This window comes from Psychrilyobacter sp. (assembly GCF_049671765.1).
In the GTDB taxonomy this organism is placed as follows: domain Bacteria; phylum Fusobacteriota; class Fusobacteriia; order Fusobacteriales; family Fusobacteriaceae; genus Psychrilyobacter.
Genome location: NZ_JBATVM010000240.1, coordinates 1 through 17339 on the forward strand (window position 1 = coordinate 1; position 17339 = coordinate 17339).

General features: G+C 30.4%; 15 protein-coding genes. 6 read left to right on the forward strand and 9 right to left on the reverse strand.

Annotated features, from left to right (window positions below):
• Positions 1–86: 86 nt before the first annotated feature.
• The 7 genes from WBG30_RS11535 to WBG30_RS11565 form a co-directional block, all read right to left on the reverse strand.
• Positions 87–1370 (reverse strand): serine dehydratase subunit alpha family protein, encoded by a 1284-nt coding sequence (locus WBG30_RS11535; RefSeq protein WP_424504805.1) that lies wholly within the window; start codon positions 1368–1370, stop codon positions 87–89.
• A gap of 358 nt (positions 1371–1728) precedes the next feature.
• Positions 1729–2001 (reverse strand): hypothetical protein, encoded by a 273-nt coding sequence (locus WBG30_RS11540; RefSeq protein WP_424504806.1) that lies wholly within the window; start codon positions 1999–2001, stop codon positions 1729–1731.
• A 160-nt stretch (positions 2002–2161) separates the two neighbouring features.
• On the reverse strand, positions 2162–3937 hold the full coding sequence (locus tag WBG30_RS11545) for a TIGR03960 family B12-binding radical SAM protein (protein ID WP_424504807.1): 1776 nt from the start codon (positions 3935–3937) through the stop codon (positions 2162–2164).
• Positions 3938–4079: 142 nt separating this feature from the next.
• Positions 4080–4499 carry an HD domain-containing protein gene (locus WBG30_RS11550; RefSeq protein WP_424504808.1) on the reverse strand — a complete coding sequence of 140 codons (420 nt, stop codon included), beginning with the start codon at positions 4497–4499 and terminating at the stop codon, positions 4080–4082.
• 17 nt (positions 4500–4516) lie between these two features.
• On the reverse strand, positions 4517–5371 hold the full coding sequence (locus tag WBG30_RS11555; protein WP_424504809.1) for a pseudouridylate synthase: 855 nt from the start codon (positions 5369–5371) through the stop codon (positions 4517–4519).
• On the reverse strand, positions 5361–6608 hold the full coding sequence (locus WBG30_RS11560; protein ID WP_424504810.1) for a thymidine kinase: 1248 nt from the start codon (positions 6606–6608) through the stop codon (positions 5361–5363). The genes WBG30_RS11555 and WBG30_RS11560 overlap by 11 nt, the downstream gene beginning before the upstream one ends.
• Positions 6609–6658: 50 nt before the next feature.
• A complete protein-coding gene (locus tag WBG30_RS11565) occupies positions 6659–7225 on the reverse strand; it encodes an undecaprenyl-diphosphatase (protein ID WP_424504811.1) in 567 nt (188 codons plus the stop codon).
• A 209-nt stretch (positions 7226–7434) separates the two neighbouring features.
• Here WBG30_RS11565 and WBG30_RS11570 point away from each other — a divergent pair, with 209 nt between their 5' ends.
• The 5 genes from WBG30_RS11570 (at position 7435) to WBG30_RS11590 (ending at position 13580) form a co-directional block, all read left to right on the forward strand.
• Positions 7435–8286, forward strand: a complete 852-nt coding sequence (locus WBG30_RS11570; protein ID WP_424504812.1) for a MurR/RpiR family transcriptional regulator — start codon at positions 7435–7437, stop codon at positions 8284–8286.
• A gap of 19 nt (positions 8287–8305) precedes the next feature.
• On the forward strand, positions 8306–9148 hold the full coding sequence (locus WBG30_RS11575; RefSeq protein ID WP_424504813.1) for a helix-turn-helix transcriptional regulator: 843 nt from the start codon (positions 8306–8308) through the stop codon (positions 9146–9148).
• A gap of 215 nt (positions 9149–9363) precedes the next feature.
• Positions 9364–10857 carry a TolC family protein gene (locus tag WBG30_RS11580; protein ID WP_424504814.1) on the forward strand — a complete coding sequence of 498 codons (1494 nt, stop codon included), beginning with the start codon at positions 9364–9366 and terminating at the stop codon, positions 10855–10857.
• Between the two features lie 33 nt (positions 10858–10890).
• A complete protein-coding gene (locus WBG30_RS11585; RefSeq protein WP_424504815.1) occupies positions 10891–12039 on the forward strand; it encodes an efflux RND transporter periplasmic adaptor subunit in 1149 nt (382 codons plus the stop codon).
• A gap of 17 nt (positions 12040–12056) precedes the next feature.
• Positions 12057–13580 (forward strand): DHA2 family efflux MFS transporter permease subunit, encoded by a 1524-nt coding sequence (locus WBG30_RS11590; RefSeq protein WP_424504816.1) that lies wholly within the window; start codon positions 12057–12059, stop codon positions 13578–13580.
• 78 nt (positions 13581–13658) lie between these two features.
• Here the strand turns inward: WBG30_RS11590 and lysA are convergent, their stop codons facing one another.
• Positions 13659–14945, reverse strand: a complete 1287-nt coding sequence (lysA, locus tag WBG30_RS11595; RefSeq protein ID WP_424504817.1) for a diaminopimelate decarboxylase — start codon at positions 14943–14945, stop codon at positions 13659–13661.
• 219 nt (positions 14946–15164) lie between these two features.
• Here lysA and murI point away from each other — a divergent pair, with 219 nt between their 5' ends.
• Complete coding sequence (gene murI, locus WBG30_RS11600) at positions 15165–15956, forward strand: glutamate racemase (RefSeq protein ID WP_424504818.1); 792 nt, start codon at positions 15165–15167, stop codon at positions 15954–15956.
• Positions 15957–16024: 68 nt separating this feature from the next.
• On the opposite strand, the gene WBG30_RS11605 is transcribed toward murI, so the two are convergent.
• The coding region (locus tag WBG30_RS11605; RefSeq protein ID WP_424504819.1) for a peptide ABC transporter substrate-binding protein at positions 16025–17339 on the reverse strand (1315 nt) is incomplete at its 5' end.

Below are 17339 nucleotides of genomic sequence, written 5' to 3' on the forward strand. Positions count from 1 at the left end.
TTATTATACTTGTTTCCTATACTATATATATGTTAAAAACCTATGAAAAAGATACTTACTAGTATCTTTTTCATAGGTTTTTTTATTTAGCATTTTTTTGTCATTATTCCTAAAATTATTTCATCAGTTCCATTCATTCCTATTTGAGATAGAATCCCGATATTTTTTATAGTTTTTTCTATATTTTCTCCTACTATTCCTTCTCCATTAGATAATACTTTTTTGGCTTTTGAAAGATGTAACGAATCAAATGCTGCATAAATTCCACTGGCAATTTTCATAGCACAAGAGGCCTTGGCTCCATCACAAATCATCCCCGAGACATTTCCTAAAGTATTAGTTATTGAATCAGATACTACTTCTAAGTCTTCCCCCATTACGAAAGCTAAACCTCCGCCTGCTGCTGCTGATGCACATATAGCTCCACAATAAGCTGATAATCTACCTACATTTGTTTTAATATGAATACAAGTTAAGTGAGAAAAAGCTAACCCTCTAATCATCTCTTCATGACTCAAATTATTGTCATTGCAATATTGAATTACTGGTAAAGAAGCTGTCATTCCTTGATTCCCACTTCCACTAGTAGTCATTACTGGTAATGGACATCCTGCCATCCTTGCATCTGACCCTGCTGCTGCTAAACTAGCACTTCTATTTTTTTGATCATTTCCATATACTCCTTTTTCTATATTTTCACGGATCATCGACCCCACATTTACACCATATTTTTTAGATAACCCCTCTTTAGCAATAGCAGAATTATAATTTATTACCTTCTTAAAAATACCTTCTATTTCCTTTAATTCTACAGTTTTAGCAAAATTATATATTCCTTCAATTGTTAGAATTGATCGGTCTTCTTCTGTAGAAATAAAATTTGTATCATTACAAGCTCTATCTACTAAAATTTTTCCATTTTTTTCTATCTTGGTAATATTAGTATGTAGATGTTTTATCTCAACACTTGCAGATTCCTCTCCATTATAGGCTACAACCTTTACATATAATTTTACATCTGTTTTTTCATGAATTATATTTATCTCTTTATTTTTAATAAAATTTTTCACATTTTTTAATTGTTCAGGTGTAACACTACTAATAACCATTAATTCTGCATCAGCATCTCCAGCAATAGCTCCCATAGCAGCTGAGACTTCTATCCCTGCCATTCCTCCACTATTTGGAACATTTACACTTTTAACATTTTTTATCATATTACCAGAAACATATATATCTAATTTAGTTGGAAGTTTCCCTAAAATTTCTACAGCTTTTGCTCCTACATATGCTATTGCAATGGGCTCAGTACATCCCTCTGCTGGTACTATCTCCTCACTTAATATTTTAACAACTTTTTTTACGTCCATAACTCCCCCTCAAACCTTTTGTGATAATTTTTTATTACCCTATATGTGGATTATACATCTAAATAATAAAAATTTCAACATATTATGTTCGTTTTAATATACTTTATTTTACATTTAGTACAATATATGGATTTTTTATTACAAAAGATAATAATTTTTTATTGAATTATATGTTTAATGCTCCTACAATCATCATATTTGCTACGGAAAAAGAAATCTATAGGGAAGGGCGATTTTTATGGATTTCAAAATTACAAAATGAAATTTAGCATAAAGAGTTACTATTATAAAAAGAGGCTCGGATAAACCGGCCTCTTCATTAAATTTAAGAACTTGTTTGAATTTAGATATATATAATTTATAAAGTTTTTTTATGATAACCTTCCATTATCTCTATAGGTTTAAAATTACAGTATTTATAGTTGTGTGCTAATCTCTCTCCATCTTTAATCCTTATTACTGTAAAATAAGGATTAATCTCTTTTTCATGATCGATAAAATGAATTAAATTATCGTTGTCCTTTTTTAACAGTACATAGTCATCCCCAATCTCAAGATCATTTACACCAAAAATTAGGATATCATTTATTTTTACCATATCCCCATTTATTTCCAACTGCATTCTTTTCACACCACTTCCCCCCCTTTTTTATTTAACAGTCAAATAAATTCAACTACTCTCATTTATATTCTATTCAAAAAAAGTTTTTTTCCTTTTTTATTTTTTAGATAAAAAAACTCCTAAGTAGATAACAACTATAATAGTTCTATCCTAATTAGGAGTTTTTATATTATTTTTTCTTTAAATTATCAGAGGTCAATTTTCCACATTCTTTAACTCGTTCCTTCATTCCACAGCCTAAACAACTATTTCTACAATCAGGAGTAAGTGCTATCTCTTTAGCTTTATTTAATTCACTTATATAAAATTTCTTGGATACACCAATATCTACCATGTGCCAAGGTAATTCTACGTCAGTTGATTTTTCTCCTAAATAATCTTTTTCATCTAAGCTCAATTCATCTATAGCTTCCTTCCACCTAGAAAATTGAAAGTTTCTACCATGGTCTTCTAATTTGGCACCTTTTTTCCATACTATTTCTAACAGATCACTTATTTTTTCATTCCCACGAGATAGGAATCCTTCTAAATATGATTTTTCCCTAAAATGCATTTTTAAAGTTGTATGTTTCGCTCTATAAAAAATATCTTTTAGGAGTTGATGTTTTCTCTCCATCTCAGCTATATTCATCTGCTCAGCCCATTGAAATGGAGTATGAGGTTTCGGTACAAAATTAGATATACTAACTGTTATATTTAGTTTTTTTGTAAATGGTTTGCATGCTCTTACTACCTTCATTACTAGCTCATGTATCCCTTTTAAATCTTCATCTGTTTCAAATGGCAACCCTATCATAAAGTAAAATTTCAGCGTTGTCCATCCGCCTTTCACTGCTGCAATTGCTGTTTCTAAAATTTCTTCTTCTGTTACACCTTTGTTAATAACATCTCTCATCCTCTGAGTTCCTGCTTCTGGTGCAAATGTAAATCCTGTTTTTTTACCACTTTGGATCTTCTCTGCAACTTCTACAGAAAATGGATTCATTCTCAGAGATGGAAGTCCTATACTCAAATTATTCTCGCCATATTTTTTCTGTAAATTTGTTAATAAAGGCCCTATTTCACTATAATCACTACTTGACAGTGATGATAATGAAACTTCATTATATCCAGTAGATTTAAGTGATTTTCCTATAAGAGCCATATTTTTTTCTAAAGTTCTCTCTCTTACAGGTCTATATGTATATCCAGCCTGACAGAATCTACATCCTCTAGTACACCCTCTTTGAATCTCTATAGACACCCTATCGTGAACTATTTTCACAAAAGGCACTATTTGGTTAGCATAAAACTCTGTATTATCTAAATTATGAACTATAGCCTTTTTTATTTTTTTATCTTTATGTAATTTGGGGATATATACTCCCTCTATATCTTTTATCAATTCTAATTTTTCTGCCTTAGTTTTATCCTTATTTGCCACAAATATATTAGCTATTTCTGGCATAACATCTTCTCCATCACCAATTACAAAATAATCTACAAATTTAGTCATAGGAGCAGGATTTACTGTACAAGTTCCTCCAGCCATAATAAGTGGATCATTTTCTGTTCTATCCTCTGCTCTCAGTGGTATTCCTGCTAGATCTAGTGCATTTAATACATTGGTATAACTCATTTCATATGAAAGAGAAAATCCTATCACATCGAATTCTTTTAGTGGAGTTCTACTCTCTAGCGAAAACATTGGTATATTATTTTCTCTCATGACAGCTTCCATATCCTCTTGAGGAGAAAATCCTCTTTCCAATGAAAATCCATCAACTTTATTTAATATATCATATAATATTCTTATACCTAAATTAGACATCCCAACCTCATAGATATCGGGGAAAAATAAACACATATTTACTTCATAATCTTTCTTATGGATACTATTTACCTCATTCCCCATATATTGAACTGGTTTTTCTACTGAAAGTAGATATTTTTCTATATCAATCATAATATTTTTCTCCTTTATTTCTTAAAATACTTTTTAACCTCTCTCGGCTACCACCACTCTCTCCCTTGATATCGTAAAAATCATATTTACTAAATATAATTTTTACGTACTGATCAACCGGAAGAAACTAGAAGGAGAGGTTCTAACTTGCTTCATCTATTTCTTGAAATCTCTTTAATTTTCTATTTTCGTTTAGACCATGATGGTTTAAAATTAAATTAGCCAATCTCATATCTATCTCTTTTAATTTTTTATACCCTAATTTAGGGTGCATATCCAATTGTTTATCTCCTACCAAAACTTTTTTCATCCTAACCAGAAGAGAAACTTTTTCCTTTCCGCAATCATGTAGAAGGGCTAATTTTAAATACTTCTCATCTAAATTTAATATGCTATCTTTTTTTACCATCTCATAAACACCGATACTGTGTACTTTATCATAGTTGTCCATATTTATAAAAATCTCATATTCTTTCTCTGTTAAAAGTAATTTTATTTCTTCTACCATCTTAGATTTAGGTTTTACAAATAAATAATTTAATCCCTGTTTTATTCGTCCCATGATACCACTCCTAAAATTTAGATTGTTTTTATTATTATCTTTCCATATTTTTTTCTTAAATTCTTGATATTACTAGCATTTTTACCAATAACTTCACCTTTTTTGTTTTTAGCCACATAAAAAATATAAACATCTTTAATTTTTTCTATATTCAAAACATTCTCTTCAGAAATATCATTAACTTCCTCTATTATTATCTCTTCTAATTCCTTAGATAAGATCATCTTCTCCAAAGTTAGATATTTTCCTGGCAGAATTTTTTTCTCTCCAGTTAATATATACCCAGACATGATCCTTACCTGTTTTGGCATAAACGAGTTCCCTGAGAATACCAAACTTTCATTATTATACGATACTTCTACACTTCTAACTTTTTCTTTTAATTTTTCACCTTTTTTATCGGTAAACTCGCTTACATCATAAGTCCCTGTAAATTTTTCACATTTCTTCAAAATTTCTTCTCTAGTAGAGCTTATCTTCCCTACTGGGTAGTTATACCGATAGGTTCTTCCCTCTATCATCTCAGGGAGAGCTAAGTTAGGTAATGTTTTTTCTATTTTTATGATCTTCATTTCGTTTATTTTTTTATTAAATTTATCCTTTAACGAGTTTTTATCAATCTTATTATTTGAATTTATATATAACATATTTTCTCTAGCACTTACTTGACCATCGGTTCTTCCACCTTGTTGAACTCCCTTAGCCCATGTAATGCCTAATTCTCCTAATATCTTTATGAATTCACCTTTTACAGTTTTCTTTGTGGAATTTTCATCTTTATTTTCATCGAAAGAATGAAATTTGGTTCCCCTATATGAGATATAAAATAAATACCCAAATTTGGTTGTTTTTTCTAAACTCCTAAAATTCACTTTTGCCTCCGTCATACTCCATGTTTTTTAACACCTTTATCCCACTTAATTTTTCTATAGTTTCTATATTATCCCTCAATAAAATTTCATTGGTATCGTTATCCTTATTATTAAAGATAATACCTTTTATCATAATATCATTTCTCTTTAAAGTCTCTATTGTTAATAAAGTGTGATTAATTGTTCCCAAAGAATTATTAGCTACTACTATAACCTCAGATTTTTTTCTATAATTCACCAAAAGATCTAAATATGTATACCTATCTTTATAAGGAACTAACAGTCCTCCTGCACCTTCGACATACAAAATTTCATGAGCTTGAGCTTCTTCATCTATTCTTTTTTTTATTTCATTAATAAATATTTGTTTTCCATCTAAATTTGCTGCAATATGAGGAGACATAGGTTTTTTAAAGAAATATGTATTTATCTCTTCTACACTTTTACCTAAAATATCTGCATATTTTTTAGTATCCGATCCTTCTAAGTTTTTACCAAAAATTTCCGATCCTGTTTCTATAGGTTTCAACGCCATCACATTTTTTTTATTTTTAAGATCTTTCTCTATCAATTTTAGAGTAACATGGGTTTTCCCAATTTCCGTTCCAGTTCCCACTATAAAATAGATATTACCCATAGTTTCATTTTTATGTTTTATTCTGTGACATTTTCTGCACCTAGGTCCATAAGATTCTGTAGCTCCGACCAATACAATAGGGTCATCATAGTAAGCAGGTTCCCCATCTATAAGTCTTTGAGATACTGTAGCAGGATTTCCACATACAGCACAAATGGCTTGAAATTTATCTACATATTCAGCTCTAGCCAAAAGTTCATCCATAGGCTTAAATGGCTCTCCTTTAAAATCTTTATCTAAACCAGCCACAATAACTCTTTTTCCCATATCAGCCAAATCTTCACAAAATTTAACAACTGCATTTCCAAAAAACTGTACTTCATCTATTCCTATTACCTGTGCATCACTGTACTTTTCAAAAAATATTTTTTTCATCTCTTCTACATTTCTTACTGGTACACCTTCTATAAAAGATTGGCTGTGTGAAGCCAATTTTGCATCATCATATCTCACATCACTTGCATGTTTAAAAGCTACTACTTTTTGACGTGCATACTTTGATCTTCTCAGTCTTTTTATTAATTCCTCACTTTTTCCTGAAAACATACTTCCCGTTACAACTTCTAACCATCCCATTCCCTCTGTTACTATAAATTGCAAATCTCTCACCCCATCTATATAATTGGTAACTAGTAATCATAAATTACTAGTTAGGCTTTTCTAAAAATTTTATTATCTATTTTTAAAATCAAATCTATTAACGGTTTCATTTTTTCTTTTAATTTATAAATCATATTGGCACAAAAGTGCCCCATAACTAATGCTCCTAATATATCAAACGGATAGTGAACTCCTTCAAATACTCTACAAAGTCCCAATAAAACTCCTAATATCAACATATTTTTTCCCCATCTTTTAGTATCTTTATACATAAATAAAGACCAAGATAAAGCCAACATAAAGGTTGTATGATCCGAAGGAAAAGAACTGTCTGCTATATGTTCTTTGAGAACTATTCCTAATCCATCGGCAAATGGTCTAGGATGATAATAAAACAATTCTATCAAATGATTGAGTAGTATGGCTGAAATAACAGTAATCGTAGCATAGATAGCTTCTTTTTTATTCTGCTTTTTAAAATATATATACACTATCAATCCTATAAAAATAAAAGGTCCTTTTTCTCCTAAGAACACTCCTATGTTGTCTAAAACATCATTTTTTCCTGCCAAATTATTAATTGATAAAAATAACCATTGATTTAAATTTTTCATCATATTTTTTTGCTCCTCTGACTTGATTTTTCTAATCTTTTCCCATTAAATTCAGACTAAATTGTAACATATTTTCTACCTTATTACAATTTAGCATTTCCCCAAAGAGTTTGAAATTCTTGATTTTTTAACTTTTTCAAATTTTACTTCACCTAAGTTTTAAATAAGGTTATAATAAAAGTAAATATTGCGACAGATTAAGGAGGTAAAGTATGTCTATATCATTACAAATAAAAAATGAAATAAAAAATTTATCTAAAACTGAGGTAAAAGTTGCTAACTATATATTAGATAATCTAGAAGAAGTTAAAACGATAACCTCCTCTGATCTAGCTAAAAAAATTGGAGTAGGTCAATCTACCATCATAAAATTTATAAAAAAAATAGATATCAAAGGATTTACAGAATTTAAAATAAGTCTAGGGGAAGAATTGGCCAAAGCCTCTTCTACACCTTCATATTTATATGGAGATATCACCTTAAACGATTCCATGCAAGATATCACAAAAAAACTTTCTTATAACAGTATAAATGCTATCAGCGAAACTTTAGATAATCTAAATTTCCCTCAATTAGATATAGCTATAGATTACCTACATAAAGCAAGAAAAATAGTTATCTTAGGTGTAGGAGCTTCTTCCCTAGTTGCAAAAGATTTTTTCTATAAATTAAGTAAAATAGGAAAGATGGCATTTCATGATTTTGATCCCCATGTACAGCTAACTCATACCACTACTCTAAATAAAGAAGATTTAGTGGTCGCTATTTCCCACGGAGGTGAAAGTAAAGAAGTTATACTAGGAGTTGAAAAAGCAAAAGAGCATGGAGCTACTACTATTTCCATTACAAATATTGGAAATAATCCTGTAAGCAATAACAGCGATATAAACCTTTATTCTATTTCCCACGAAGATCTTTTTAGATCTTCAGCTATTTCATCTCGAATGGCACAGCTTTCTCTTATAGATATACTTTTTATTGGTATAGTTCAAAGAGAATATATAAATTCAACAGCTTCTATAAAGGAAAGTCGGGACCTAATAAAAAAATTAAAAACAGTATAACTATGGAGGAACCAGTTTTATGAATTATACACCAATACTAAAGGAAATAATTGACTATGTAGAAAACAATATCAATAGTGTCATTACTTTAGATGAAATTTCAGCTAATTTCTTTATCTCAAAATTTCATTTTCATAGAATATTCAAAGTTTATACTGGTATCTCCTTTGGACAATATATTAGTAAGCGAAGACTCCAATATATTGGTGATGACATCTTAAATAATAAAACTACAGAAATTTGGAAACTTATTCTTAAATATTCATATACCCAACCACAAATTTTGAATAGAACATTTAAAAAACATTACAATATTACTCCTACACAGTATAGGAAGCACGATCTTAGAAAGGTTATACAAGAAAAACTAATAATTCTAGAAAAGGAAACTATCTCTCTAAATGGAAAAATCAGAATCGATCTTTCTTTAGAATACTTTAAAAAAATAAAAGTCTATGGAATTATTCATTCTATAGATCTTTCTAGAACAACCCTTAATGAAGAAGAACTTATTGCTTTTATAAAAACAAAATCTCAGCATTTTAGTGCTACTCCTAAATTAAAAAAATTTTATTATATTTCTATAAAAAGAAGTAAAACTATATACACTTTTGGATTTTTTACAGATATAAAGCTTGATTTTAAAGAACATTTCACTATCCCTTCAGGGCTATATGCTCTTTTACACTATTCTGGTGATAGGTTATATAATTCCTCAGGTGTGGTATTAAACGATATACGTAGTATCTTTGAGAAAGAACATCTTACTTCTCATAGAGAAGACCTCGAGTTTATCCAACAATTCTTTATAGATAATCCAACTTACTATTCTATCATGACTCCTGTAAGAGTTAACAAGTAAAACCTAAAATCAATAATTCTATTTACTTATATTAAAAAAAGATGGTTTCTATACTCTATAAGAAGTCATCTTTTTTTAATATAGCAAGAATTGTTTAACTCTCCCATAAGAAAAAATGCTAAAATTTAACAACTAAATTAGTTTAGCCTTTTGGTCAACTTAATTTTAAAAACTTTCGTGTATATAATACACATTTACTAAACAGGAGGATATAGATGAAGGCAAGAAAAACAATATTAATTTCATGGCTACTCCTAATGATAGGATGCTCCGGCTATGTTCCAAAAACTAACGAAGATCTCATGCAATCAAAGGATGAGATTCAGTTACAGGATAATTTCATTTTAGGAGAAAATTATGATTCCAAAAATCAAAATTTAATTTTTTCCAACGACGAATGGTGGTTAAACTACCATGACCTCGATCTGAATAAACTAATGAAAATTGCATTAAATTCAAACACAGATCTGAAAGTAGCTAAATTAAATATACAAGCTGCTACTACGGTTATAGATGCCGCCAATTATAGTGCTTTTCAAATGGGGCTATATGGAGGTGCAAATGTCCATAAACTTACTAATTTATATACTAAATCAAAAGCTATAGGATCGATTCCCGAAAATGGTCTTGCGGGAGAAACTACATATACAGCTAGTACTGGAATAAATGCTAACTATAACTTTGATTTCTATGGTAAATACGAAAACTTGACCAAACAAAAAAGGTACCAAGCTGAAAGTGCTAAATTCCAGTCAAAAATGATCGAACTGAATATCACTACAAATATCGCTAAACTTTATGGATATTATATCTATCTTCAAGAGGAAAAAATAAATCTTGATAAAAAGTTATCTGTATTAATGCCTATTAGAGATAAGGTCAAATTAGCTATTGAATTTGGAGGAGGATCTGAAGAGGATATGCTCGTTATCGAAAATAAGATTCTTAATTTAAAAAGACATATAAATATAAATAAGTTTAAAAAGGAATCTACTGCAGAGACTATATATTCATTGTCATCTTATAAAAACAAAACTAAAGTAAAAAAGATACTAAAAAATGCTATATATTCCCATCTTATGGAACAAGAATTTATAATCCCTAACATAATATCTTCTGATGTTATTATATATCGCCCCGATGTTCAATATTATCTAATGATGATCAACTCTCAAAAAGCTAAATTAAAATCATTAAAATCAGATTTTTATCCACAAATTTCAATTGGTGGAAACATAGGATATCAAGGACTAGGAATAGACAATAGCTTTAAAGATTTTTCATCTTTAATGTGGTCATTTGGACCAAAAGTTTATCTCCCAATTTTTAACCTTTCTGGGATTAAAACTAATTATAAAATTGCTGATATTAAAGTGAATATATTCATTGCTAACTACAATAAAACTATTAATAATTCTATCCAAGATATTAATACCAAACTAAGTAGTGCTAAAATAGCAAAGATTAACTATACAAATCTCTATACAATTGAAAAAAATGAAGAAAAAATATATAAAAATTCAAATTTAAAATTAGAAAGTGGTTCTATTTCTGAATACCAAAATTTAAAAGATCACTATATATATTTAGGTTCTTCCCTCCATAAAACACAACAAGCCTATAAACTTTACTCTGATCAAATTGATCTAATTAATAGTTTAGGAGGAGTGTATAAGAATAAAGGTCAGGTAAAAAAAGAACAAATATAGATCTAATCTAAAAAAATTAAAGGAGTTATATATATGTCAGAAGTTATAAAAATAAACGAAAATTTAAAAGAAAACCAAAAAAAGGCCAAGAAAAAAATTGGAACTTTTCTTGGTGGTATGGCCATCCTTGGAGTTCTTTATGCTCTTTATTTTTTCCTTTACAGTAGTGGATATGAATCTACTGAAAATGCCTATGTTACAGGAAATCAAACTGCTGTAACTGCTCAAGTAGCAGGAAGAGTAACTCGAATTAATTTTGTAGACACTTCAAAAGTTAAAAAAGGAGACCTATTAATAGAATTTGAAAATACAGACTACCAATTGGCCTTAGAAGGTGCAGAGCTTGCTCTAGCCCAAGCCGTTAGAAATTATTCATCCCTTGAAACTAATGTTTCTCAGTATCAATATGCTTTGGGAGAAAGTATGAACAACCTAAATAATGTGAAAAAAAATTATAATAGAAATTTTAAATTATTTAATGCTGGTATCATAAGCCAGAAACAGATGGAATCAACAACTACTCTACTAAAAAATGCAAAATTAGCTGTTTCTCAAAAAAATGATGCCCTTTCTAATGCAAAATTACAGGCTAGCTCAAAGGATGCTTATAGTCATCCTGCTATCCAAAGTGCAATTTTAAAATACAAGCAAGCATATCTTAATCTATCTAGAACAAAAGTTTATGCCCCTGTAAATGGAGTCGTTGCTAAAAAATCTGTCTCTTTGGGACAAAAAATCGGAATCGGACAACCATTGTTTTCTATAGTCGATCTAAACAATGAATGGGTCGAAGTAAACTTAAAAGAAAATCAAATGAAAAATATAAAAATTGGAAATAAAGTAGAATTGACAAGTAGTCTAAATGATAAAGTCTACGATGGTTATATTGTTGGTATCTCTGCTGGTACTGGGAATGCTTTTTCTCTTCTACCTCCTCAAAATGCAAGTGGTAACTGGATCAAGATTACTCAAAGACTTCCAGTGAGAGTTGCCTTTGATAAAGAAAATTTAGAAGATAATGGGGTCCTTCCTTTAGGAACGACTATGGATGCTGAGGTAAATACTAATGCCATAGAAGATATGATCTCTAATTTAGATATTAAATCATCTAATCCATATACTTTGAATATACAAAAAATTCAGGAAACAATAGACCGTATAGTTAAGGCAAATTTATATTAATTGCATAGGAGGGCTATATGCCAGAAACAAATGATAAGATCACAGGAAAAATAATTTTTATAACTATAGCCCTTGCTATGGGATCATTTTTAAATATGTTAAATGCCAGTATAGTCAACGTCTCTCTGACACATATTGCAGGAGATTTTGGTATAGCTACCAGTAAAAGTACATGGATTATCACTTCTTATTCTGTTGCCGAAGCCATAGTTCTCCCCCTTATTGGATGGCTAACGCTACAGTTTGGAACTGTAAAACAGTATATTTGGTCTACAATATTATTCGCCATAGCTAGTTTACTTTGCGGGTTGAGTTTTTCCCTTTCTTCAATGGTTTTTGCTAGATTATTACAGGGAGTTGTAGGAGCTAGTATGATCCCTCTTTCTCAGACCCTAATTATGAGAATATTTCCCAAGGAAAAGCGTGGAATAGGAATGGCTATCTGGACAATGACTCTTATACTAGGTCCTATCTTAGGTCCTGTTATTGGAGGAGCTATTACAGATGTAGCATCTTGGAGATGGTGTTTTTACTTCAGTATTCCCCTTTGTTTTTTATCTAGTGGTGTAATCTACTATATGTTTAAGAAAGACTATGCCAGTGAAAAATTTGTAAGAATCAAAACAGATATGGTTGGTATCTTCCTACTTATAAGTGGTATCGGATCTCTTCAAGTTTTTTTAGAGCAAGGCACAGACTTAGACTGGTTTGCCAGTCCATTTATAGTTATATTAGCTATCATCTCATTTATGTCCTTGGTCATCTTGGGAATTTGGGAATGGCATCATGAAAACCCCGTTATAAATGTCAGATTGTTTTTGAATAAAAACTTTACCATAGGAGTATTTTCTCTCCTAATTGTATCTGCTGCATTTTATATGACGGCCGTTATTTTACCTTTTTGGCTACAAAACGTTATGGGTTATACCTCATTTATAAGTGGAAAAACAACCGCTACTTTGGGTTTACCCATATTACTTTTATCTCCTATTATCGGTAAATACACAGATAAAGTAGACAATAGGTATATTGCTGTTGTAGGATTTATTATTTTTACTTTAGTTACAATTTTTACTTCTAATTATAGTTTAGATGTTACCTCTGACTATGTTTCATATACTAGAGCTTTAAGTGGTATTGGCCTTGCATTTTTCTTTATAGCTCTAAACAATGTTTCTTTAGGAAGTGTAAAACCTACAGAAATTGTTGCTGCTGCTGGTATTTATAACTTTATGAGAAATTTAGGGAACAGTATTGGAAGTAGTCTTTTTACTCCATTATGGAACCATTCTCAAGCCTATCACCACGAGGTCTTGGCTAGTCATATCCATATTGGTAATCCAAACTTTTTACCATTGATTAATTCTATTCCTGGTTCTCTCCAAAGTAAATTAGTTGTCATAAATGGTTTAATCTCAAAGGAATCCGCTACAATGGGAGTAAATGACGTTCTCTTGATTGCTGGATTTGTTACTTTAGCTTTAATTCCATTTGTACTTTTAGCAAATAAAACAACAGGATCTGCAAAAGGTGGGCACTAAAAAAAGTCGTGAATTTCACGACTTTTTTTAATCCATTTCATAAACATAAAATTTGTACCTATTTGATTATACTAGTTTTTATAGATCATTTCTTATTAAATCTTCATATGATTCTCTCCTAACCATAAGAGAAGACTCTCCATTTTCTACCATAACTACAGCAGGTTTAGGTATTTTATTATAATTGCTTGCCATAGAATAGTTATACGCTCCTGTACCAAAGACACATAGAACATCTCCTAATTCTGCCTTTTGTAATTTTGTATCCTTCAAAATTAAGTCTCCTGATTCACAACATTTCCCTGCTACAGTTACCATATTTTCTTTTTCTTCTAAACATCTATTTCCAATTGTTCCACTATAGACTGCCTGATATAGAGCTGGTCTTATATTATCTGTCATTCCCCCATCGATAAAATAATAATTTTTACCTGAATAAGTAGTTTTTAATCCCTGTACCGTATAAAGAGTAGTTCCAGCATTAGCTACCAAAGATCTTCCTGGCTCAATCTGAAGTTTTTTGATCCCTAAATTATATTCTCCATTTATTTTCTCTATAATTTTAACTTGTTCCTTTAGGCAAAGCTCTATATCCACAGGCTGATCACCATCTGAATAATAGATACCGTACCCTCCTCCTAAATTAAGAGTTTCTACTCTTATACCTTCTTCAACCAGTCCTCTTATATACTCAGTCATAACTTCGGCTTCCTTTAAAAAAGAATTGATATCAAATATTTGAGAACCTATATGAGCATGTAGTCCTTCAAATTTTACCCATTCACTCTCATGAATTCGTCTAATAAGTTCCTTTGTCTCCTCCATAAAGATCGACTCTCCAAATTTCGAGTCAAACTTAGAAGTCTGAATATATTCATGAGTATGTGCATCTATCCCTGGATTTACACGTAAAATTGCATTTATTTTCTTCTGTTTTTTTCCACAGATATCTTCTAATAATTCAAATTCCAAATGATTATCTACTATTATAGTTCCTACCCCATATTCTACTGCCATCTCAAGTTCATCTATAGATTTACTGTTCCCATGAAAATGAGCTCTTTCCATTGGAAACCCTGCCTTTAAAGCTGTATATATCTCTCCTCCAGAAACAACATCTAAACAAAGATCTAATTTTTCTACGATTTTACACATTCCAACAGTTAAAAATGCTTTAGAAGCATAAGCTACCTCAGTCTTAAAAACTTTAGATTGAAAACTTTTTTTTATTAATTCTGCCTTTTCTACTATATAATTTTTATCCATAACATAGAGGGGAGTTCCATACTTTTCCTTTAATTTTTTTACTGATACCCCACCAATTTCCAAAATTCCATCGTCATTAATTTCTTGAGTTCCAAACATAATATCCCCGCCTTCCTTTAATTTATTATACAAACATCTTATCTTTTATGCCTCATTCTGTAAAATATAGATATTATATTATATGAATGACCGTCATTAATTTACTCATGTCCCCATATACGATATACATGTTATATATATATTGAACGCATATTATTCTTGAAGTATTTTAAATATAGAGTTATACTTAATAGTATATTGGTACTAAGGAGATCAACTATGAAAAATAAAATGCCTATTGGAATATTCGATTCAGGGATTGGAGGTCTTACCATCCTGAAAGAGATAAGAAAAATTTTACCTAGAGAAAACATTATCTACTATGGAGATTTTAAAAATACTCCCTATGGTACTAAGACTACCAAAGAGATACAAAATTTAAGTGAAGATATAGTAAAATTCATGATTCAGAATCATTGTAAGGTGATTATAATAGCTTGTAGCCTTATAACCGCAGCTTCTTTGGAATATTTGAAAAATAAATATCCTATTCCCATCATAGGAGTGGTAGAAGGAGGAGTTAAATCAGCTCTTTTAGAAAGTAAGAAAAAAAAAATTGCCTATATTGCAAACCCTTTTACTGTAAAAACTAAAATTTATGAAAAAACCTATAAAAAATATTCAAAAGAGGGTTCTCTTTACGGTATCCCATGTAAAAAATTATGTGCTTTAATTGAATCTGGTTGGGAAAGTCATCCTAATCGCCTAGAAGTTTTAAAAAAATATTTGGAGAAGATACCAAAAGATACAGACACTCTTATTCTCGGTGGTACACATTATCCCCTTATAAAAGAGGACATCAGGAAATTTTTCCCTGAAAAAATTGTAGATTCTTCTCGAGAATCTGTATTCGAGCTCTTAAATTTACTTATTTCTATGGACCTTTTCAACAAAGAAAATAAAAAGGGAAATGTTGATTTTTGTATCAATGGAGATACAAGCCTTCTTTTAAATAGACTCTCAGAAATATTTAGAGAAGAATTCACAAATATTTTTTCTGTAGATTATTAAATTTTATAACCCAAAAGAGACTTAACCATTTTGGTCAAGTCTCTTTTTTTATCCTAATTTAGATTTTATTATTCCTGTATTTCTGCATTTCCAAAATACCAAGTTCCAAGTATATCTCTTTCCCAGTTTTTAACTTTATCTTTGATCATTACAACACCTGTATAATAATAAAGTGGCGCTATAATAGCCTCTTCCATCATTATCTTTTCAGCAGCATAGAGTTTTTCATCACGAGCTTCTCCACTTACTAACTTAGACTCCTCAATTAATTGCGTAAATTTCTTATTCTCTGGAAATTTACCATCTTCTGTTGCTCTCCACTGGGCATTATTGTTCCCTGAATATGAAGTCCACATATCTAAAAATGTCATAGGGTCGTTATAATCTCCAAGCCATACAGACCTCATTACCTGAAAGTTCCCCATATTTCTTGTAGTTTTAAATACTGCCCATTCTTGATTAGCCAAAGTAACTTCTATTCCTAGATTTTCCTTCCACATATTTTGGATAGCTTCTGCTATAGATTTATGGGATTCACTAGTATTATACATAAGCTCCACAGGAGGCATTCCTTCACCATTTGGGTATCCAGCTTTAGCTAGATATTCACGAGCTAGTTCTATATTGGCTTTTGTAGACATGTCATAATCACCAGCTGTGGCTCTAAAATCATTTCCTTTAGAATCTATAAGTCCATTGGGAACAAAACCTGTTGCTGGCATTTGCCCTGCTTTAGTTATTTGATTTACAATGGCTTCTCTATCTATCGCAAGTGATAATGCTTTTCTTACATTGATATCATTTGTAGGTGCTTTATCTACATTAAATAAATAATAATATGTTCCTAAATATGGCAGTGTTTTAAAAGTTGGATCTTCCATCTGTCTTTTAGGAATTTCTTGTACAGGTACCTGTCCAGATATAACATCTATCTCATTGTTATCATATGCAGTCAATACTGTACTTCCTTCTATAATCATAGTAAGTACCATTTTTTCTAATTTTATGTTTTCTCTATTCCAATAGTTTTCATTAGGAGTCAATATAATTTTATTATTCATCTTGTATTCCGATACAACAAAAGGACCATTTGATACTGTTAAATTAGGATCTTTTGCCCACCCTTCAGGCTTTTGGTCCACTATATCTTTTCTTACAGGCATATACGTAAAAAACGTCACTAAATTTAAAAAATACGGTGTAGGAGCTTCTAAAACAACTCTCAAAGTATAATCATCTAAAACTTCTAACCCTACATCTTCCCTTTTCCCTTTTCCTTTAAAATAGTCCTGTCCACCTTTAATATAATAAAGTTGATAAGCATATTCAGAGGCTACTTCTGGATCTAATCCTCTCAACCAGGCATATTTAAAATCTTCAGCT

Excerpts from the sequence above, each read along its gene's own strand:
- WBG30_RS11535 (WP_424504805.1), bottom strand. The coding sequence starts at position 1,370 with ATGGACGTAAAAAAAGTTGTTAAAATATTAAGTGAGGAGATAGTACCA.
- WBG30_RS11545 (WP_424504807.1), bottom strand. The coding sequence starts at position 3,937 with ATGATTGATATAGAAAAATATCTACTTTCAGTAGAAAAACCAGTTCAA.
- WBG30_RS11550 (WP_424504808.1), bottom strand. The coding sequence starts at position 4,499 with ATGGGACGAATAAAACAGGGATTAAATTATTTATTTGTAAAACCTAAA.
- WBG30_RS11565 (WP_424504811.1), bottom strand. The coding sequence starts at position 7,225 with ATGATGAAAAATTTAAATCAATGGTTATTTTTATCAATTAATAATTTG.
- WBG30_RS11570 (WP_424504812.1), top strand. The coding sequence starts at position 7,435 with ATGTCTATATCATTACAAATAAAAAATGAAATAAAAAATTTATCTAAA.
- WBG30_RS11575 (WP_424504813.1), top strand. The coding sequence starts at position 8,306 with ATGAATTATACACCAATACTAAAGGAAATAATTGACTATGTAGAAAAC.
- WBG30_RS11580 (WP_424504814.1), top strand. The coding sequence starts at position 9,364 with ATGAAGGCAAGAAAAACAATATTAATTTCATGGCTACTCCTAATGATA.
- WBG30_RS11585 (WP_424504815.1), top strand. The coding sequence starts at position 10,891 with ATGTCAGAAGTTATAAAAATAAACGAAAATTTAAAAGAAAACCAAAAA.
- WBG30_RS11590 (WP_424504816.1), top strand. The coding sequence starts at position 12,057 with ATGCCAGAAACAAATGATAAGATCACAGGAAAAATAATTTTTATAACT.
- lysA (WP_424504817.1), bottom strand. The coding sequence starts at position 14,945 with ATGTTTGGAACTCAAGAAATTAATGACGATGGAATTTTGGAAATTGGT.
- murI (WP_424504818.1), top strand. The coding sequence starts at position 15,165 with ATGAAAAATAAAATGCCTATTGGAATATTCGATTCAGGGATTGGAGGT.